The sequence below is a fragment of the Brevundimonas sanguinis genome (assembly GCF_029636725.1).
Lineage (GTDB): Bacteria > Pseudomonadota > Alphaproteobacteria > Caulobacterales > Caulobacteraceae > Brevundimonas > Brevundimonas sanguinis.
This window is the reverse complement of the sequence record NZ_CP116770.1, coordinates 1,047,617-1,067,271: the sequence shown is the minus strand read 5'-3', so window position 1 is coordinate 1,067,271 and position 19,655 is coordinate 1,047,617. Positions and strand designations below refer to the sequence as shown.

Below are 19,655 nucleotides of genomic sequence, written 5' to 3'. Positions count from 1 at the left end.
ATGAGCACCCCCACCCTGCAGACCGTCATGGAGTTGATCGACGGCCGCACCGACGAACTGGTCGCCCTGACGCAGGACCTGATCCGTTTCCCGACCATCAACCCGCCGGGCGAGGCCTATCGCCCCTGCGCCGAATACATCGGCGAGCGGCTGAAGACGCGCGGCTTCACCGTCGAATATGTGCGCGGCGAAGGCTCACCGGGCGACAGCGACCAATACCCCCGCACCAACGTCATCGCCCGCTGGACCGGCAGCGAGCCCGGCCCTTGCGTCCACTTCAACAGCCACATCGACGTGGTCGAGGTCGGGTCCGGCTGGACCGTCGATCCCTTCGCAGGCGTAGTGAAGGACGGCCGCGTCTATGGCCGGGGCGCCTGCGACATGAAGGGGGGCCTGGCCGCCTCCATCATCGCGGTCGAGGCCCTGATCGATTCCGGCCTGCCCCTGCCCGGCGCGCTGGAGATCTCCGGCACGGTGGACGAGGAATCGGGCGGCTACGGCGGCGTCGCCTATCTGGCCGAGCGCGGCTGGTTCTCAGAGCCCAAGGTCAACCACGTCATCATCCCCGAGCCGCTGAACGTGGACCGGGTCTGCATCGGCCATCGCGGCGTCTGGTGGGCCGAGATCGAGACCAAGGGCCGCATCGCCCACGGCTCCATGCCCTTCCTGGGCGATTCCGCCATCCGCCACATGGGCGCGGTGATGGAAGAGTTTGAATCCAAGCTCTATCCCGCCATGGCCGCCCGCCATTCCGACATGCCGGTGGTGCCCGAGGGTGCCCGTCAGTCGACGATGAACATCAACTCCATCCACGGCGGTCAGGCCGAGGGCTTCGACGGCCTGCCCGCGCCCTGCGTCGCCGATTCCAGCCGCATGGTCATCGACCGCCGCTTCCTGATCGAGGAGACGCTGGAGGATGTGAAGGGCGAGGTGAAGGCCATCCTCGACGGGCTGGCGGCCCAGCGTCACGGCTTCCGCTATGAGATGCGCGACCTGTTCGAAGTCGCGCCCAGCATGGCCGACCGCGACGGCCCCGTCGCCAGCACGACCGCCGCCGCCATCGAGACGGTGCTGGGCAAGAAGGCCCAGTTCGTCTGCTCGCCCGGCACCTATGACCAGAAGCACATCGACCGCATCGGTCGGCTGAAGGACTGCATCGCCTATGGCCCCGGCGTGCTCGACTTGGCGCACCAGCCGGACGAATGGGTCGGCATCGACGACATGAGCAACTCGGCCAAGGTCATGGCTCGCGCGGCCTACGACCTGCTGACCCGCAAGCGGAACTGACAGGGTGGCGCGTGGCGATATGGAAGAAGAGAACATCATCGGCCCGCGCCTGCGGGCGCTTCGGGATCGCCTCGGCCTGTCGCAACGCGCGCTCGCCCGCAAGGCTGGGGTGCCGTCCAGCACCGTCAGCCTGGTCGAAAGCGGCCGCACCAGCCCATCCGTCGGCTCGCTGAAGCGGCTGCTGGACGCGGCGGGCATATCGCTGGGCGACTTCTTCAGCTCGGAATTCGAAAGCCCCACCAAATACTTCTACCGCCACGACGAACTGACCGACATCTCGCGCGGCGAGGTCTCCTACCGTCAGCTGGGCTCCAGCCAGGATTCCAGCCTGCAGATCCTCTACGAGACCTATCAGCCCGGCTCGGACAGCGGGCGGGTCATGCTGTCCCACGAGGGCGAGGAAGGCGGGCTGATCATCTCCGGCCGTCTGGAAGTCACGGTCGACGGCCAGTCGCGGGTGCTGAAGGCAGGCGACGGCTACCTGTTTCCCAGCGTCCTGCCGCACCGTTTTCGCAACGTCGGCGACTGCCCCTGCGTGGTCATCAGCGCCTGCACTCCGCCCACCTTCTGACCGCGCCGTTGCGGGCGATCATTATAACGATCACTGGAATATTTTTGCCATCAATCTCAGCGGTATAGTCCTCTGAAGAAACAGGCTTGCCGTAAATAACGATCCGTCGGCTACTCATTCCCGAAAGGGCGAGGGCCGTGACGAAGGATGACTGCATGACCGCCGCCAGAGCCGCCAACGATCTCGATCCGTTTTGGATGCCGTTCACGGCCAACCGCGCCTTCAAGACCCAGCCGCGCCTGCTCGCCTCGGCCAGCGAGATGCACTACTTCACCCACGACGGCCGGGCGGTGCTGGACGGCACGGCCGGCCTGTGGTGCGTCAACGCCGGCCACGCGCGCAAACCGATCGTCGAGGCCATCCAGCGTCAGGCCGAGATTCTGGACTACGCCCCGACCTTCCAGCTGGGCCATCCGCTGGCGTTCGAGCTGGCGTCACGTCTGGGCATGCTGCTGCCCGGCGACCTGAACCACGTCTTCTTCGCCGGCTCGGGGTCCGAGGCGGTCGACAGCGCCCTGAAGATCGCCCTCGCCTGTCAGCGCGCCAGGGGGTTCGAGAACCGCACCCGCCTGATCGGCCGCCAGAAGGGCTACCACGGCGTCGGCTTTGGCGGCATTTCCGTCGGCGGCCTGGAGAACAACCGGCGCGGCTTCCCCACCCTGCCCGGCGTCGACCACCTGTCGCACACGCTGAACCTTGAGGAAGCCGCCTTCACGCGCGGCCAGCCGACCTGGGGCCTGCATCTGGCCGATGAGCTGGAAGCTCTGGTCGAGACCCACGGCGCCCAGACCATCGCCGCCGTCATCGTCGAGCCCATGTCCGGATCGGCCGGGGTGATCGTGCCGCCCCTCGGCTATCTGGAGCGCCTGCGCGAGATCACGGCGCGGCACGGCATCCTGCTGATCTTCGACGAGGTCATCACCGGCTTCGGCCGTCTGGGCGCCCTGACGGCGGCCGAGGCGCTGGGCGTCACGCCCGACCTGATGACCTGCGCCAAGGGACTGACCAACGGGGCCGTGCCCATGGGCGCCGTCGGCGTCAGCGCCGCCGTCTATCAGTCCGTGGTCGAGGGCGCCGCCGGGCCGGGCATCGAGTTCTTTCACGGCTACACCTATTCCGGCCACCCGCTGGCGGCGGCGGCCGGGCTGGCGACGCTGGATGTCTATGAAAGCGAAGGCCTGTTCCAGCGCGCGGCCGAACTGACGCCCTACTGGCAGGACGCCGTGCACAGTCTGAAAGGGCTGCCGCATGTCATCGACATCCGCGACATGGGCCTGGTCGCGGGCATTGAGCTTGAGCCCCGCGCCGGCGCGCCGGGGGCCCGCGCGACGGAAGCCTTCCACCGCGCCTTCGACGACGGCATTCTGATACGAGTGACAGCAGATGTCATCGCGCTGTCGCCTCCTTTGATTATCAGCCGCGACCAGATCGACGAGTTGATCGATCGCCTTTCCAGCATCATCAAAACCATCAGATAGATATCATTGGTATTGAGGGGGACGATATGAACAAATATATCTTGGCGTCTTCTGTCAGTTTACTGACAATCGCCGCATTCTCCAGCGCCAACGCTCAGAGCGCCGCCCGCTCAGGAGAACAGGCCACGCGCGTCGATGAAATCATCGTCACCGCCCAGCGCCGCGAACAGGCCAGCCAGGACGTGGGCGTCTCCCTCAGCGTCGTCGGCGGCGAGCAGTTGGACGAGAAGGGCATTTCGGTCGTCAACGATCTTGAGAACGCCGTCCCCAACATGGAGGTCGACAGCCAGTTCGGCGGCGGCCAGCCCCAGTTCCGCATCCGCGGCATCGGCGCGCGCGAATACTCCTCGAACAACGCCTCGACCGTCGGCATCTATGTCGACGAAGTGGCCCACCCCTATACCGTGACCACCCAGGGCGCGATGTTCGACATCGCCCGTCTGGAGGTCCTGCGCGGACCGCAGGGCACGCTTTATGGCCGCAACACCACCGGCGGCGCCGTCAACATCATCACCAACGCCCCGACGGCCGACTTCCGCGCCGGCTTCAACGCCGAATACGGGACCTTCGACCGCTTCAAGGTCGAGGGCTATGTCTCGGGCCAGATCGCGCCGAACCTGCTGGGCCGCCTGGCCGCCGTTACCGAACAGGGCGGCGCCTGGCAATACCACCGCGACACCGGCGAAAAGCTGGGCGACCTGAACAAGACCGCCATTCGCGGCCGCCTGACCTGGGACGTCAGCGAGACGATCACCGCGGACCTCAGCGCCACCTATTCGATCGACAAGTCCGACGGCCGCGGCTTCCGCCTGCTGGGCCCGTACACCGTCTCGGGCAACAGCGTGACCTATCCCAAGGACACCGCCTGGCGCATCACGGGCTGGGGCATCTCGCCGGAAATGGCGGCGGTGGCCGGGGTCGGTCTGAACGCCAAACCCTTCCGCGACAACGACGGCTTCGACATCAGCGCCCGCATCAAGGCCGATCTGGGCTGGGCCGATCTGACCTCGATCACCGCCTACCAGACCTTCTCGCGCAGCGAGTTCAACGACTGGGACAGCACCCGCTTCAATGAATCGAACGTCTTCTTCTACAACGACATCGACGTCTTCGCTCAGGAACTGCGGCTGAGCTCGAACGGCGACGGTCCGTTCAACTGGATGATCGGCGCCCACTATGCCGATGAAAGCATCGACGGCGGCTTCTACACCAACTTCCGGGGCAACCCGAACCTGATCAACACCGGCTATGGCCAGTCGGTGTCGGCCTTCGGGATTTTCACCCACAACTCCTATCAGGTGAACGAGCGGCTGAACCTGATCGCCGGCCTGCGCTGGGAGACGGAGGAACGCACACTGGACAGCAGCGGCACCGTCGTCGCCCCCAACCCGCCTCCGGCCCCCCAATCCTATGACACCGACCTCAACGAGGTTTCAGGCCGTTTGGGGCTGGAATACAAGCTGACGGACGACGCCCTGTTCTACGCCAGCGTAGCGCGCGGCGTGAAATCGGGCGGCTTCACCACCTATAACGCCACCTCTGCGACCCCGTTCAAACCGGAAATCGTCATCGCCTATGAGGCCGGGATCAAGTCCGACCTGTTCGACCGCCGCCTGCGTTTGAACGGCGCCCTGTTCTACTACGACTACAAGGACCAACAGGTTCAGGGGCTGGAGTACGACCGCATCACCGGCCGCCTGGGCAAGATCACCAATGTGCCCAAGTCGCACATCTACGGCGGCGAGATCGAGCTGACCTGGGTGCCTTTGGACGGCCTGACCATCAGCCAGAACCTGGGCTACAAGACCGGCGAGTATGACGAATACAACGCCATCGACGGCGCCAAGACCGACGCCGCCAACCCCAAGGACGGTCCCTGGGACATCATCATCACCAATGACCGTTCCGGCGAGCGCCTGTCCTTCCCCAAGATGAACTACGGCGGTTCGGTCAGCTATGATTTGGACATGGCGGGCTGGGAGCTGCGCGCCGAGACCAACTACAACTATCGGGACGAGCTGTATTCGGTCAGCTCCTCGTCGATCATCGACGCCTACTGGCTGTGGAACGCCAACTTCAGCGTCAGCCCGGCCGGCGCCAACTGGCGGGCGGGCCTGTGGGTGCGCAACATGTTCAACACCTACTACGAAGAGACGCGCAACGGCTTCAACGGCTCGGCGCGCCCGACCACCTCGCCCAGCCAGGGCCGCACCTACGGCGTGCGCCTGTCGATGGACTTCTAAGAGGCCTCCTCCCAAGCGGGGCGGGCCGGTTCCGGCCGGTCCGCCCCGCGCCTTTTGCTGATGGTATGATGGCTTACTCCGCCCCCCGCCTTGATCGCCGCGCCCTGCTGACCGGTCTGGTCGTCGCGCCCGCCGTGCTGAGCTTCGGCCGGGCCCAGGCGGGCGGCGCCTATCTGTTTCCGCTGAGCGTCGCCAGCGGCGATCCCGCGCCGGACGGCTTCGTCATCTGGACCCGGCTGGCCGCCGATCCTCTGGCCGCCGATGGGCTGGGCGGCCTGTCTGGAGACGTTCCCGTGCGCTGGGAAGTCGCCGCCGACGACCAGTTCCGCCGCATCGTCGCCGCCGGAAACGTGACAGCCTCGACCGACGCCGCCCACAGCGTCCATGTCGAGGTCGCGGGCCTCGCCCCTCACCGCCCCTACTGGTACCGCTTCACCGCCCAGGGCCAGCAGAGCCCGACCGGCCGCGCCCTGACCACGCCCGCTCCGAACGCCAGCGCGGATCGCCTGCGTCTGGCCGTCGCCTCCTGCTCGCACTGGGAGCGCGGCTATTTCAGCGCCTACGGCCACATGGCTGACGAAGCGCCTGACCTGACCCTGTTCCTGGGCGACTACATCTATGAATACAGCCTGGGGCCGGACCGCGCCGACCAGGTGGTGCGCCCCTACAATCTCGAAGAGGCGACCACGCTGGCGAGCTATCGCAACCGCTACGCCCTGCACCGCGCCGACGCGAACCTGCAGCGCCTGCACGCCGCCGCCCCCTGCCTCGCCGTCTGGGACGATCACGAGGTGCAGGACGACTACTCCGGCGTCTGGTCCAAGGTCTCGGGCGTCGCCCCAACCGACTTCCTGCAACGCCGCGCCGCTGGGTACCAGGCCTTCTACGAGGCCATGCCGATCCGTCGCACGCGCCTGAGCGCCGCCCAGCAGATGCCGATCTATCGCCGCGTCCGCTATGGCAGGCTGGCCGAGTTCTTCATGCTGGACGGGCGGCAGTACCGCTCGAAACAGCCGTGCAGCGCCGGCGAGAACGGGGGCAAGGGTCAGATCGTCACCGACGCGACCTGCACCGACCGGCTGGATCCGTCGCGCACCTTCCTCGGCTTCGAGCAGGAGCGCTGGCTCTATGACGGCCTGGCCCGCGCCGAGGCGCGCTGGAACATCCTGGGCCAGAATCTGGTCATGGCGGGCCTGCGCCTGGCCCGCAGCCCGGCCGAGGAAAACCGCTACTGGACCGACACCTGGGACGGTTTCCCCGCCGCCCGCGACCGGCTGACAAACGCCCTGTCCCAGCTGAAGCCGTCCAACCCGGTGGTGCTCAGCGGCGACTACCACTCCTTCTGGACCAATGACGTGAAGCTGGACAGCCGCGACCCGTCCTCGGCCACGGTGGCGACCGAGTTCGTCGGCACCTCCATCACCTCGACCGGCCCCAGTTACGACGGCCTGATGGCGGTCATGCCCAATAATCCGCAGGTGAAGTTCTTCGACAGCCGCCCGCGCGGCTATATGTCGATCGACGTGCGCCCCGACCGCATGGATACGCGCTATCAGGTCATCAGCGACGTGCGCGATCCCAAGGCGAGCCTGTCGACCCTGAAATCCTGGACCGTGGAATCGGGCCGCCCCGGCGCCGTCACCGCATGATCCCTTCTACCCGGAGTTTTCCTATGACCACCTCGCGCCGCTCTTCTTCCCTCATCGCGATGAGCCTGGCTCTCGCGCTAGGCGGAGCGTTGAGCGGCTGCGCCGGGGCGGTGTCGACGCAGACGGCGGCGACTGCGCCCGTGACCTTCTGGGAAGGCTTCCGCGATCATCCGCACGGCTATCTGACCGCCGAGAACACGCCCAACGCCGCCAACTTCCTGCCGCCGCCGCCCGCCGAAGGCTCGCTGCGCGAACAGGCCGACATCGCCGCCTATCGCGCCATGCGGTCGCTAGAAGGCTCCGAACGCTGGGCCATCGCCCGCGCCGACAATGAGATCGAAACGCCCGGCGCCCCGCGCGCCTTCGACTGCGCCCTCGGCTTCAAGTTCGAGCCGGAACAGATGCCGACCCTGACGCTGTTGATGGGCAAGATGCTGGGCGATCTGGAGATGATCCAGACCCCGGCCAAGAAGGGCTATTTCCGCAAACGCCCCTTCGTGGTCGAGCCCCTGCCCACCTGCATCGCGCCGGAAAGCTGGCTGGGCGCCAGCGGCTCCTATCCGTCGGGTCACTCGGCGCTGGGCTGGGCCTGGGGCCTGGTGCTGGCCGAACTGGCGCCCGACCGCGCCGACGCCATCCTGCGGCGCGGACTGGCCTATGGCGAAAGCCGCGCGGTCTGCGGCGTCCACTACCCCAGCGACGTCGAGGCGGGCCGCATCGTCGGCGCGACCATCGTCACCCGGCTGAAGGCCGATCCGGCGTTCCAGGCCGATTTCGCCAAGGCCAAGGAAGAGTTCGACGCCGCCCGCGCCGCCGCGACCGAGGCTACGGCCGCCTGCCCCGCCTCGCTGGCGCGCCAGCCGTGGTGAGGCGCGCTTAATCCATGGCGTGAAAGCAAATCCATGACGTAGGCTGACGAAGATCGGCCACGTCGCAAGGGGGAGACCGAGGGAAGGTGACGAAGACAGGGGCGACACGCGTCGCGACAGCATCCCGACGGCGCGGCCGGAACGGCGGGCTTCGGCCCGGCCTGATCACGCTCGTGCTGTCGCTGGCCCTGTGCCTCGTCTGGGGCCTGACCGCGCCGCAGGTTCAGGCGCAGGCGCCGCGCGACCGTCTGGTCCTGGGCCTGCCGCTGGAGCCGCCGAACCTTGATCCGACCTCGGGCGCGGCGGCGGCGGTGGACGAAGTCGTCTACGCCAACGTCTTCGAGGGCCTGACCAGGCTGACCCAGAACGGCGCGGTCGCCCCGTCGTTGGCCGACACGTGGGAAGCCGCCCCCGACGGCCTGACCTGGACCTTCCACCTCCGGCGCGGCGTGACCTTCTCCGACGGCTCGCCGTTCGACGCCTCCGTCGCCAAATTCTCTCTCGACCGCATCACCGCCGAGGGCTCGACCAACGCCCAGAAGGCCCTGTTCGAGCCGATCAGCAACGTCGAGGTCATTGATCCGGCGACCATCCGCATCCACCTGTCGCGGCCCATGGCGACCCTGCCCTACGTCCTGGCCTGGGGCGACGCGGTCATGGTCTCGCCCAGCACCGCCGCGACCAACGCCGTCACGCCGGTCGGCACCGGCCCGTTCAAGCTGCAGAGCTGGCAGCGCGGCAGCCAGCTGACCCTGGTCCGCCGCGACGGTTACTGGGGAACACCGCCCCGCCTGAACACCGTCGTCTTCCGCTTCATCAGCGACCCGACCGCCGCCTTCGCCGCCGTCAGCGCCGGCGACGTGGACGCCTTCCCCAACTATCCCGCCCCCGAAAACGTGGCCCAGTTCCAGCGCGACCCGCGCTTCCGCGTCGTCGTCGGCGCCTCGGAAGGCAAGGTCATCCTGGGGATCAACAACACCAAGGCGCCGTTCAATGATGTGCGCGTGCGGCGCGCCATCTCCTACGCCATCGACCGCGACGCCCTGATCCAGGGGGCCATGTTCGGCTTCGGCCAGCCTATCGGCAGCCACTACTCGCGTCAGGCGCCGGGCTACGTCGACCTGACCGGCCTCTATCCCCACGACCCGGCCAAGGCGCGCGCCCTGCTGGCCGAGGCCGGCTATCCCAACGGCATCGATGTAACGCTGCGTCTGCCGCCTCGCCCCTACGCCCGACGCAGCGGCGAGGTGCTGATTTCGCAGCTGGCGCAGGCGGGCATCCGCGCCAGGATCGAGAACCTGGAATGGGCCCAGTGGCTGGATCAGGTGTTCAAGCGCCGCCAGTTCGACCTGACCATCGTCGAGCACGTCGAGCCGATGGATTACGACATCTATGGCCGCAAGGACTACTACTTCGGCTACGACAGCCCGGCCTTCGACGCCCTGCTGGCGCAGGTCAACGCCGCGCCGGACGAGCCGACGCGCAACCGCCTGCTGGGCGATCTGCAACGCCGCATCGCCGACGACGCCGTCAACGCCTTCCTGTTCCAGTCCTCGCGCATCGGCGTGTGGAAGGCGGACGTGAACGGCCTGTGGATCAACGGCCCCATCGCCGCCAACGATGTCACCGGCGCCTACTGGACCGGCGCGGGCGCAGCGGGCGCCGCGACCGCCGAGCGTACGGGCGGCGGCCTGCCCTGGGGCTGGATCAGCCTGATCGCGGGCGTTGCCCTTCTGGCCTTCGTGGCCTGGCGCTTCGGCGCGGCCTGGCTGCTGAAGAAGCTGGGCGGCCACGCCCTGACGCTGCTGGCGGCGACCGTGGTCATCTTCCTGCTGCTGCAGGTCGTGCCGGGCGATCCGGCCGCCTACATGATGGGGCTGAACGCCAGCCCGGAATCCATCGCCGCCCTGCGCCAGCAGATGGGCCTCGAAGGTTCGGGCTTCGAACGCTACTTCGCCTGGCTGGGCGACCTGCTGACCGGCAAGTTCGGGACCAGCTACACCTACCAGGTGCCGGTCGGCGGCCTGATCGCCGAACGTCTGGCCGTGTCCGCGCCGCTGGCCCTGATGGCGACGATCCTTTCGCTGGCCATCGCTCTGCCCATCGGCGTCACCGCCGCCAGCCGCAGGGGAACCGCCGTCGACACCGGCCTGATCGGCGTGACCCAGATCGGCGTCGCCCTGCCCAACTTCTGGATCGCCATGCTGCTGATCCTGCTGTTCTCGGTGAACCTGGGCTGGTTCTCGGCGGGCGGCTTCCCCGGCTGGAGCGCCGGCTTCTGGCCCGCCTTCCAGGCCCTGATCCTGCCCGCCGTGGCCCTGGCCGCCCCTCAGGCCGCCATCCTAGCCCGCGTGCTGAGAACCGCCCTGCTCGACACCATGAACGAGGACTATGTCCGCACCGCCCGCGCCAAAGGCCTGTCGGTCAATCAGGCCCTGTGGCGACACGCGCTTCGCAATGCCTGGATCCCCGTCCTGACCATTCTGGGCCTTCAGTTCCCCTTCCTGCTGGCCGGCGGCATCATCATAGAGAACGTCTTCTCCCTGCCGGGCCTGGGCCGGCTGGTCTTCCAGGCCATCACCCAGCGCGACCTGATCGTAGTGCAGAGCGTGGTGGTGGTGCTGGTCTTCTCCGTGGTCCTGGTCAGCTTCCTGATCGACCTGGCCTATCTGTTCGCTGATCCGCGCCTGAGGGGACGCCGCGCATGACCGACGCCCCTGCTATCACGGCCCCCGCCAAGCCCCACGTGCGCTGGCCCCTGTCCCTGATCGTCGGCGCCACGCTGACCGCCGTCGTGCTGGCGACCGCCCTGCTGGCGTTGGTCTGGACGCCCTATGACGTCGAGGCGGTGGACATCGCCGCCAAGCTGACCGCTCCCTCCGCCGCCCACCCGTTCGGCACGGACCACTTCGGCCGCGACGTGCTGTCGATGATCATGGCGGGGGCGCAGAACTCCCTCGTCGTCGCCTTCGTCGCCGTCGGCATCGGCGTCGCGATCGGCACGCCGCTGGGCCTGACCGCAGCGGCGCGCGGCGGCTGGATCGACGAACTGGTCATGCGCGGCAACGATCTGATCTTCGCCTTCCCCGCCCTGCTGCTGGCCGTGATGATCACCGCCGTCATGGGACCGGGCGCGATCAACGCCGTCATCGCCATCGGCGTCTTCAACATCCCTGTCTTCACCCGCGTCGCGCGCGGCGCGGCGCAGGGGCTGTGGACCCGCGAATACGTCCTGGCCGCCCGGACGGCGGGCAAGTCGAAGACCCTGATCTCGGTCCAGCACATCCTGCCCAATCTGATGAGCCTGCTGGTCGTGCAGGCGGCGATCCAGTTCGCCGTCGGCATCGTCGCCGAGGCGGGCCTGTCCTACGTCGGCCTGGGCGCCCAGCCGCCCGCGCCCAGCTGGGGCCGGATGCTGGCCGAGGCCCAGACCATGATCGGTTTCGCGCCCTGGCTGGCTATCATGCCCGGCCTGGCCATCTTCGTGACCGTGCTGGGCCTCAGCCTGACCGGCGACGGGCTGCGCGACCTGTTCGACCCGCGCGTGCGGCGGGAGCGTTGAGCATGAGCGTCCTCGACATCCGCGACCTCAGCCTGTCGATCGGCTCCACCCCGATCCTGAAGTCCGTCAGCCTGTCCGTCGCCCCCGGCGAAATCCTCGGCCTCGTCGGCGAGAGCGGCTCGGGAAAGTCCATGACCGCGCTGGCCGTGCTGGGCCTGACACCGCCGCGCGCGACCCTGACCGGCGAGATCCGCCTGAACGGCCAGGTCGTCTCGAACGCCCCCGACGCCGTGATGCAGCAGGTGCGCGGCCGCGACGTGGGCATTATCTTTCAGGAGCCGATGACGGCCCTGAACCCCGTCATGACCATCGGCGATCAGGTCGCCGAGACGGTGCGCCTGCACAAAAAGGCCTCGCGCAAGGAGGCCCTCGCCGTCGCCCGTTCCGTGCTGGATCGCGTCGGCCTGCCCGCCGAACGCTTCCCCCTGACCCGCTATCCGCACGAACTCTCCGGCGGCCAGAGGCAGCGCGTCGCCATCGCCATCGCCATCGCCTTGACGCCGAAACTGTTGATCGCGGACGAGGCGACGACGGCGCTGGACGTGACGACGCAGGCTCAAGTTCTCGATCTGCTGAAGCGGCTGGTGCGCGAGGACGGCATGGGCCTGATCCTCATCACCCACGACCTCGCCGTCGTGGCCGAGACCGCCGACCGGCTGGCGGTGATGAAGGACGGCGAACTGGTCGAGGAAGCGCCCGTCGACCGAATCCGCACCGGCATGGCGCACGCCTATTCCCAGCGCCTTCTGGCCAACGCCACCCACGCCCCCACGCGGCGCAGGCGCCCGCAAGCCGACGCCGCCCCCGTGCTTCAGGTCGAGGGTCTGGTGCGCGAATACGGCGGCGCGCCCCGCCTGTTCGGCAAGTCCAAAGCCTTCCGCGCCGTCGATCAGGTCAGCCTGTCGATCCAGCCGGGCGACAGCGTCGGCCTCGTCGGCGAAAGCGGCTGCGGCAAGTCCACCCTGCTGCGCGCCATCCTCGCGCTGGAGCCCCCGCAAGGCGGCCGCGTCCGGGTCAAGGGCCGCGACATCACCGCCGCGCGCGGCGCCGCGCTGAAGTCCATCCGCCGCGACATTCAGGTGGTGTTCCAGGACCCCTACGGCAGCTTTGATCCGCGCTGGAAGGTCAGCGATCTGGTGGCCGAAAACTTCCACCTGCTCGACGCCCGCCCCACCCCGCTTGAGGCCCGCCGCCGCGTCGACGAAATGCTGGAGCGCGTCGGCCTGTCCAGCAACGCCGCCGACCGTTACCCGCACGAGTTCTCGGGCGGCCAGCGCCAGCGCATCGCCATCGCCCGCGCCCTGATCACCGAGCCCTCGGTCATCTGTCTGGACGAGGCGGTCTCGGCGCTGGACGTCTCGATCCGCGCGCAGATCCTCGACCTTCTGGCCGACCTGTCGGATCGCCTCGGCCTGTCCTACCTCTTCGTCACCCACGACCTGACTGTGGTGCGGACGGTGACGGATCGCCTCTTGGTCATGCAGGCCGGAAAGATCGTCGAACAGGGCGAGACGGCCGCCGTCTTCGCCGCGCCTTCGCACCCCTATACGCAGAAGCTTCTGGCGGCGACGCCGGATCTGGTCCGCAATAAAGCTCTGGAAAAGGAAACCTCCGGATGAACCGCAGAACCGTCCTCGGCTCGGCCCTGATCGGCGCCGCCGCCTCCGCAACGGGCGCTGCGAGCGCCAAACCGGCCGCGCAGTCGGCCGCCCGCGCGTCCGGCCGCACCGGGCCGCTGAACCTGATCACCGACGTCGAGGGCATCAAGGTCGGCCAGGCGCACGACGCCAAGGTGCGCACCGGCGTCACCGTCATCCTGGCCGAAAAGCCCGCCACGGCCGCCGTGGACGTGCGCGGCGGCGGCCCCGCCGGGCGCGAGACCGACGTGCTGCGCCCTGAAAACCTGGTGCAGGAGGTGGACGCCATCATCCTGTCGGGCGGGTCGGTCTATGGCCTCGGCTCGGCCGACAGCGTCGCCGCATGGATGGGGATGCGCGGGCGCGGCTACGGCATGGGCGGGGCGCCGGGCGTGCCGCCCTCGCCCATCATCCCGACCGCCTGCCTCTACGATCTGGCCAACGGCGGGAACAAGCAGTGGGAGATGGAGCCGCCCTATCGCCGCCTCTCGGTTCAGGCGCTGGAGGCCGCGGGCGACCGCTTCGACCTCGGCACCGCCGGGGCGGGCTACGGCGCCGAGGCGGGCGCGCTCAAGGGCGGCATCGGCTCGGCCTCGGCCGTCATGGCCTCGGGCTGGACGGTCGGCGCCATCGTCGCGGTCAACAGCGTCGGCTCGGTCGTAGCGCCGGGCGGCAAGAGCTTCTGGGCCGCCCCCTATGAGATCGGCGACGAGTTCGGCGGGCTGGGGTCGTCCGGCCTGCACGCCTCGGCCGAGGACTGGGGCCGGTCCAAGTTCCGACCCCAGCCGCGCGAGAACACCACCATCGCCTGCATCGCCACCGACGTGGCCCTCACCCGCGTCGAGCTTCAGCGCGTGGCCATCATGGCGCAGGACGGCATGGCCCGCGCCATCCGCCCGGCGCACGCGCCGTTCGACGGCGACACCCTGTTCAGCCTCTCGACCGGCAAGAAGGTGATCGCGGACCCGGCCATGCGCCAGATCGCCGTGGCCCAGCTGGGCAATGTCGCCGCCGACGTCCTGGCCCGCGCCGTGGCGCGCGGCGTCTATCACGCGACCAACTATGAGGGCGTCACGGGCAAGACCTGGCGCGAGATGGCCTGACCCCCTCCCGCCGGGAGAGGGTCTTGATCAGCCGTCGGCTTATCGGACGCCCAGCGCCAGGGCGTCCGGACGGCGGGTGTCGGCGGCGCCCAGGAAACGATCGCCGTCGACCATGATCGACTGGGTGCTGCCCATCGTCATCGACGGACGCACCGTGTGGCCGCGCTCGCGCAGCAGCCGCTCCACGTCGGGCGAGAAGCCGCCTTCCAGCTCCAGCGGGCTGTCGCCGCCGCCCTGGTTCAGGCGCGGACGCATGGCGGCCTCGGCCACGTTCAGCTGGTGATCGATGACGTTAGAGACCAGCTGCACCATCGTCGCGATGATGTAGCCGCCGCCCGGCGTGCCGGTGACCAGCCACGGCTTGTCGTCCTTGAACACGATCATCGGCGTGATGGTCGAGCCCAGCCGCTTGCCCGGCGCGGGCGAGTTCGGCTTGCCTTCCGTGCCCCAGTAGAAGTTGTCCAGGTGGTTGTTCAGCAGGATGCCCGTGCCGACCGGCGCGACGTGGGCGCCGTAGGAGTTCGACAGCGTATAGGTGTTCGACACCGCGTTGCCGTAGGCGTCGGCCACCGAATAGTGGGTCGTGTCCTTGCTCTCGAACGGATAGGGATTGCCCTCCGGCACGTCAGCGGCCTTCAGCGTCTTGTCCAGCGAGATCAGCTTGACGCGCTCGGCGGCGAATTCCTTGCTGGCCAGGCCCTTGGCCGGGGTCGTCCACTGCGGCGCCCCGCCGATCAGGTTGCGATCGGACGAGGTGATCTTCATCGCCTCGGAGATCAGGTGCAGGCTGTCGACGCTGCCCCACCCCATCGCGCGCAGGTCGAAATGCTCCAGCAGGTTCAGCGCCTGGGCGACGCTGACGCCCGAGGCCGTCGGCGGCATGAAGGAGATGCGATGGCCGCGATAGCTGCCCCAGATCGGCTCTGACACATCGGCGCGATAGGCCGCCATGTCTTCCATCGTGATGACGCCGCCGCCGGCTTGGACGCCCGCCACGATCTGACGCGCCAGTTCGCCTTTGTAGAACTCGTCCGCGCCGCCGCGCGCCAGCTTGCGCAGGCTCTCGGCCAGCAGGGGCTGACGGAAGACCTCGCCCGCGCGATAGGCCGTGCCGTCAGCTTTCAGATAGGCCTCGCGCGCGCCCGGATCGGTCGCCAGGACGCGGGCGCGGCCGCCGGTGGCGTCGGCCTCGCCGTCCGACAGGACATAGCCGTCCTCGGCCAGGGCGATGGCCGGGGCCACCAGATCCGCCCAGGGCATGGAGCCGAAACGCTGGTGCGCCTCCCACAGGCCCATGACGGTGCCCGGCACCGCCACATTCTTGAAGCCCGACGGCTTGGAGCGGTAGAACTTGCCGTCCGGCCCCAGCAGCAGGTCAGGCGTCGTCGCCGCCGGGGCCGTGCCGTAATAGTTGATGGCGATGTCCTGAGCCGGACGATCCTGCGTGGCCGCCATGTGCACGACCATATAGCCCGAGCCGCCGATGTTGCCCGCGCGCGGCAGGGTCACCGCCTCGGCGAAGGCCACGGCGATGGCCGAATCCACGGCGTTGCCGCCCTGGCGCAGGATGTCGACGCCGACGCGGGTCGCCGGATCGCTCTGGCTGACCACCATGCCGCCGCGCCCCACAACGGGGCTGTGGATCTGGCCGTAGTTGACGATGTCGCCGCCGCTGCCGGTGGTCGGCCGAACCTGGACCGCCGCCTCCTGGGCGATCCCCGGCGCCGCCAGCAACATCAGGGCCGCCGCCGAAACAGCCGTCGCCGACTTCATCAAACGCACACGCATGGAAAATCCCCGCCTCAAGTCCGCGCTTCGCTGAAGGCTGTCGCCCCCGCAATGCTTTCTTACAGGACAATATTATCAAGAACCCTAGCGATAGCATTGCCGAAAACCGCAGTTCAAGGACGAGGTTGAGTGATTATCACGCCCATTATTTGGGATATCGGCAATATTTTTCCGGCTAAGGTTGACGCGTAGCACTGTGACCGCTTCAAGTCCGAACTGAGGCGATCTCTCCGCGCCGCGCCCGATTTCGATTCGTCGATGCGGCGTGCGCCGGGACCGGCCTCTTCGACATACAGATCAGTCAGCGATGCGACCCCTGCTCAAAAACAGGAGCGCAGAACGATGACCACAACGGGGATGATTATTTCTATGAGCACTGTCCTGGCGCGTCGCACCATGCGAACGGCCCTGCTGGCCACCACCGCCTTGTTCGGCGCGACCGCCGCCTTCGCCCAGGAGGCGCAGGACGACGTCACTCAGGTCGAGGAGATCGTCGTCGTCGGCTCGCAGATCCGCGGCTCCAAGGTGACGGCCGCCCTGCCGGTGACCGTCGTCAGCGAAGACGACATCATCGCCGCCGCTCCGGCATCGGGCGACGACCTGTTCCGCTCCATCCCCCAGATGGGCGATGTGACCTTCAACTCCTCCTACCTGCCCTACACGTCGAACGCGGCGCGCGGCGACACCGGCTCGGTGAACCTGCGCAGCCTGGGCATCGGCAACACCCTGGTGCTGCTGAACGGCCGCCGCGTCGTCGGCCACCCGACATCGCAGGCCAATGAGCACCTGGTGCCGGTCCTGACCTACAACACCAACGCCATTCCGGTGTCGGGCCTGAAGCGCATGGAAGTCCTGCGCGACGGCGCCGCCGCCATCTACGGCGCCGACGCCGTGGCCGGCGTGGTCAACACCGTCCTGCGCGACGACATGGACGGCCTGACCGTCTCGACCCAGTACGGCGGCGCCGAAGGCACCGGCATGCGCGAGCTGAACCTGTCGATCTATGGCGGCAAGGACATTCAGGAGGGTCGCGGCAACATCTCGGCCTTCTTCAACTACGACCACCGCGACGAGCTGAACACGCTCGATCAGGACTACACCGCCTCCAACGACCTGACCTCGCTGTTCGCCGGCACGGGCTTTGAGAACAACAGCAGCCTGAACGGCACCTCGCCGCTGACGCCCTGGGGCCGCTTCACGGTCAGCGGCTCGGGCGCGACGATCAACGGCAAGGCCTACAGCGCCTTCACCGTCCTGCCGGGCACGCACAAGGACTGCGTCACCGCCATCGGCGACGGCCTGTGCGTCATGAGCGGCGCCAACCTGCCGTCGGAGCTGAACACGGACATGGCCAAGCTGGGCCTGACGGTCATGCCTGAGGTCGACCGTTTCAACCTGTTCGTCACCGGCAAATACCGCATCAACGACGCCGTGGAGGCCTTCGGCGAGCTGGGCGGCTACTATGCCGAATCCCAGGCCTGGCAGGAGCCGATCGCAACGGCCTCCGCCGTGCCCTTCATCATCCCCGGCACGAACTACTACAACCCGCTGGACGGCAATCAGAACCTGACCCTGACCGGCTATCGGTTCATGGACATGGGCCCGATCAGCGTCAATGTGGTCAACAAGCAGTACCGCATCCTGGGCGGCCTGCGCGGCGATTGGAACGGCTGGAACTGGGAAACCGCCCTGACCTGGTCGGAAGCGTCGGCCAAGGACGTCTCGGACAACATCTCCGCCACCAAGCTGCAGGAGTGGGCCGCCAAGTCGACCCCGGACGCCTACAACTTCTTCAACGGCGGCTCGCTGACCAACCCCAAGGTCGGTGACGACACCCTGTCGAACCAGGCGGCCCTGGACGGCATCCGCGTCGACATGGTCCGCAAGACCAAGACCGAACTGGGCATGTGGGACTTCCGCGTCTCGCGCCCCGACGTCTATCAGCTGCCTGCCGGTCCCGTCGGCGTCGCCGCCGGCATCGAGCTGCGCACCGAGACCCAGCTGGACGACCGCGACAGCCGCGTCGACGGCACGATCCGCTTCACCAACCTGCGCGGCGTCCAGTCTTCGGATTTGATCAACCAGTCGGAGAACCCGGACACCTACGGCGAGCGCGACGTCTTCTCGGCCTATGTCGAACTCGCCGCCCCGCTGATCTCGCCGGACATGGGCGTGCCGCTGGTCCACAACCTGGAAGTCCAGGTCGCTGGCCGCTTCGAGGAGTATTCGGACTTCGGTTCGGTCGCCAAGCCCAAGTTCGCTGCGGCCTGGGACATCGTCGACGGCTTCCGCATCCGCGGCTCGTGGGCCCAAGGCTTCCGCGCTCCGAACCTGGAGCAGATCAACGCCACCGTCATCACGCGCTCGAACACCAGCAACGACTGGATCTACTGCGAGGCCCTGCGCGTTCAGGGCGGCCTCAAGACCGCCACGGGCGCGATCGACAACACCCTGCGCGGCTGCGGCGCTTCGATGAGCTCCAGGGTCGCCGACGAGTTCAAGGCGAACTTCAGCCAGACCCACGCTCGCAAGTCGACGCAGGAGCGCCGCTCGGGCAACCCTGACCTGGCTCCGGAAGAGTCCGAAACCGTCTCGCTGGGCTTCGTCATCCAGCCGCGCTTCATCCCGGCTGAGTTCGGCGACTTCACCTTCACCGCCGACTGGTGGCAGGTGAAGCAGGAAGGCATGGTGGGCCTGTTCCGCGGTCAGAACGCCCTGACGCTGGACTACCTGCTGCGCAAGCAGGGCTCGTTCAACGAGAACGTCGTGCGCGCCGATCCGACCGCCGCCGACATCGCCATCTTCGCCGGCTCGGGCCTCGAGGCGGCGGGCGAAGTCCTCTACATCAAGGACGCCTATACCAACCAGCAGCCCCAGACGGTCGAGGGTCTGGACCTGGGCGTGATGTGGCGCCTGCGCGGCACCCAGTATGGCGACTTCAACGTCAATCTGAACGTCTCGCACCTGATCAAATACTATCTGGACATGGCGCCGGAGACCAAGATGCTGGCCGACGCCCAGGCTTCGGGTCAGCTGGACGAGGCCATCTTCCTGTCGGGTTCGTTCGGCGACATGATCGCCGACTTCGGTCGCCCGGAATGGAAGTGGTCGCTGTCGGCGACGTGGCGCAAGGACGACTGGACGGTCGGCGCCTTCACCCAGTACATCTCGTCGCTGTATGACGACAGCCTGACCAACTCGGCGGGCGATTACTGGACGGTGGACTCGACCATCACCGCCAACCTCTATGCGGAATACGCCTTCGACGGTTCGCGCTTCAGCGAGGCGCTGGCCGGCTCGGCCGTTCGCGTCGGCGTGCGCAACATCACCGACGAACAGCCCCCGCTGGCCAGCGGCGGTTATGTCGGTTCGGTGTACCAGCCCTACGGGCGCTACTGGTACGCCAGCTTCCGCAAGTCCTTCTGATCAGTCTCTGATTGGTTTCGGGGCGGTAGGCGATGACGCCTT

12 protein-coding genes are annotated in these 19,655 nt (G+C 67.8%); 11 read left to right on the top strand and 1 reads right to left on the bottom strand.

Translation table 11 applies throughout. The features are described 5' to 3' along the window. From PIB44_RS05425 to PIB44_RS05380, 10 genes are all read left to right on the top strand, one after another. Window positions 1-1,287, top strand: a complete 1,287-nt coding sequence (locus PIB44_RS05425; RefSeq protein WP_278070700.1) for an acetylornithine deacetylase/succinyl-diaminopimelate desuccinylase family protein — start codon at window positions 1-3, stop codon at window positions 1,285-1,287. A gap of 19 nt (window positions 1,288-1,306) precedes the next feature. Then, window positions 1,307-1,858: a type II toxin-antitoxin system RelB family anti-toxin gene (locus tag PIB44_RS05420; protein WP_227157794.1), complete on the top strand. Its 552-nt coding sequence runs from the start codon at window positions 1,307-1,309 to the stop codon at window positions 1,856-1,858. 155 nt (window positions 1,859-2,013) lie between these two features. Next, a complete protein-coding gene (gene aptA, locus PIB44_RS05415) occupies window positions 2,014-3,336 on the top strand; it encodes an omega-aminotransferase AptA (RefSeq protein ID WP_278070699.1) in 1,323 nt (440 codons plus the stop codon). Window positions 3,337-3,362: 26 nt separating this feature from the next. Beyond that, window positions 3,363-5,579, top strand: coding sequence for a TonB-dependent receptor (locus tag PIB44_RS05410; RefSeq protein ID WP_278070698.1), 2,217 nt, complete (start codon window positions 3,363-3,365; stop codon window positions 5,577-5,579). 68 nt (window positions 5,580-5,647) lie between these two features. Beyond that, window positions 5,648-7,228, top strand: coding sequence for an alkaline phosphatase D family protein (locus PIB44_RS05405; protein ID WP_278070697.1), 1,581 nt, complete (start codon window positions 5,648-5,650; stop codon window positions 7,226-7,228). 23 nt (window positions 7,229-7,251) lie between these two features. Beyond that, the gene (locus PIB44_RS05400) at window positions 7,252-8,097 is read left to right on the top strand and encodes an acid phosphatase (RefSeq protein ID WP_278070696.1); all 846 of its coding nucleotides are present in this window, start codon (window positions 7,252-7,254) and stop codon (window positions 8,095-8,097) included. Window positions 8,098-8,183: 86 nt separating this feature from the next. Next, the gene (locus tag PIB44_RS05395) at window positions 8,184-10,805 is read left to right on the top strand and encodes an ABC transporter substrate-binding protein (protein WP_278070695.1); all 2,622 of its coding nucleotides are present in this window, start codon (window positions 8,184-8,186) and stop codon (window positions 10,803-10,805) included. Beyond that, window positions 10,802-11,659 (top strand): ABC transporter permease, encoded by an 858-nt coding sequence (locus PIB44_RS05390; RefSeq protein ID WP_278070694.1) that lies wholly within the window; start codon window positions 10,802-10,804, stop codon window positions 11,657-11,659. Before PIB44_RS05395 ends, PIB44_RS05390 begins: the two co-directional genes overlap by 4 nt. A 2-nt stretch (window positions 11,660-11,661) precedes the next feature. Continuing rightward, on the top strand, window positions 11,662-13,278 hold the full coding sequence (locus tag PIB44_RS05385) for an ABC transporter ATP-binding protein (RefSeq protein ID WP_278070693.1): 1,617 nt from the start codon (window positions 11,662-11,664) through the stop codon (window positions 13,276-13,278). Then, window positions 13,275-14,399 (top strand): P1 family peptidase, encoded by a 1,125-nt coding sequence (locus PIB44_RS05380; protein ID WP_278070692.1) that lies wholly within the window; start codon window positions 13,275-13,277, stop codon window positions 14,397-14,399. Before PIB44_RS05385 ends, PIB44_RS05380 begins: the two co-directional genes overlap by 4 nt. Before the next feature lie 39 nt (window positions 14,400-14,438). Here PIB44_RS05380 and ggt read toward each other — a convergent pair whose 3' ends face one another. Next, window positions 14,439-16,187: a gamma-glutamyltransferase gene (gene ggt, locus PIB44_RS05375; protein WP_278070691.1), complete on the bottom strand. Its 1,749-nt coding sequence runs from the start codon at window positions 16,185-16,187 to the stop codon at window positions 14,439-14,441. A gap of 369 nt (window positions 16,188-16,556) precedes the next feature. Here ggt and PIB44_RS05370 point away from each other — a divergent pair, with 369 nt between their 5' ends. After that, window positions 16,557-19,613 carry a TonB-dependent receptor plug domain-containing protein gene (locus tag PIB44_RS05370; protein WP_278070690.1) on the top strand — a complete coding sequence of 1,019 codons (3,057 nt, stop codon included), beginning with the start codon at window positions 16,557-16,559 and terminating at the stop codon, window positions 19,611-19,613. Window positions 19,614-19,655 lie beyond the last annotated feature (42 nt).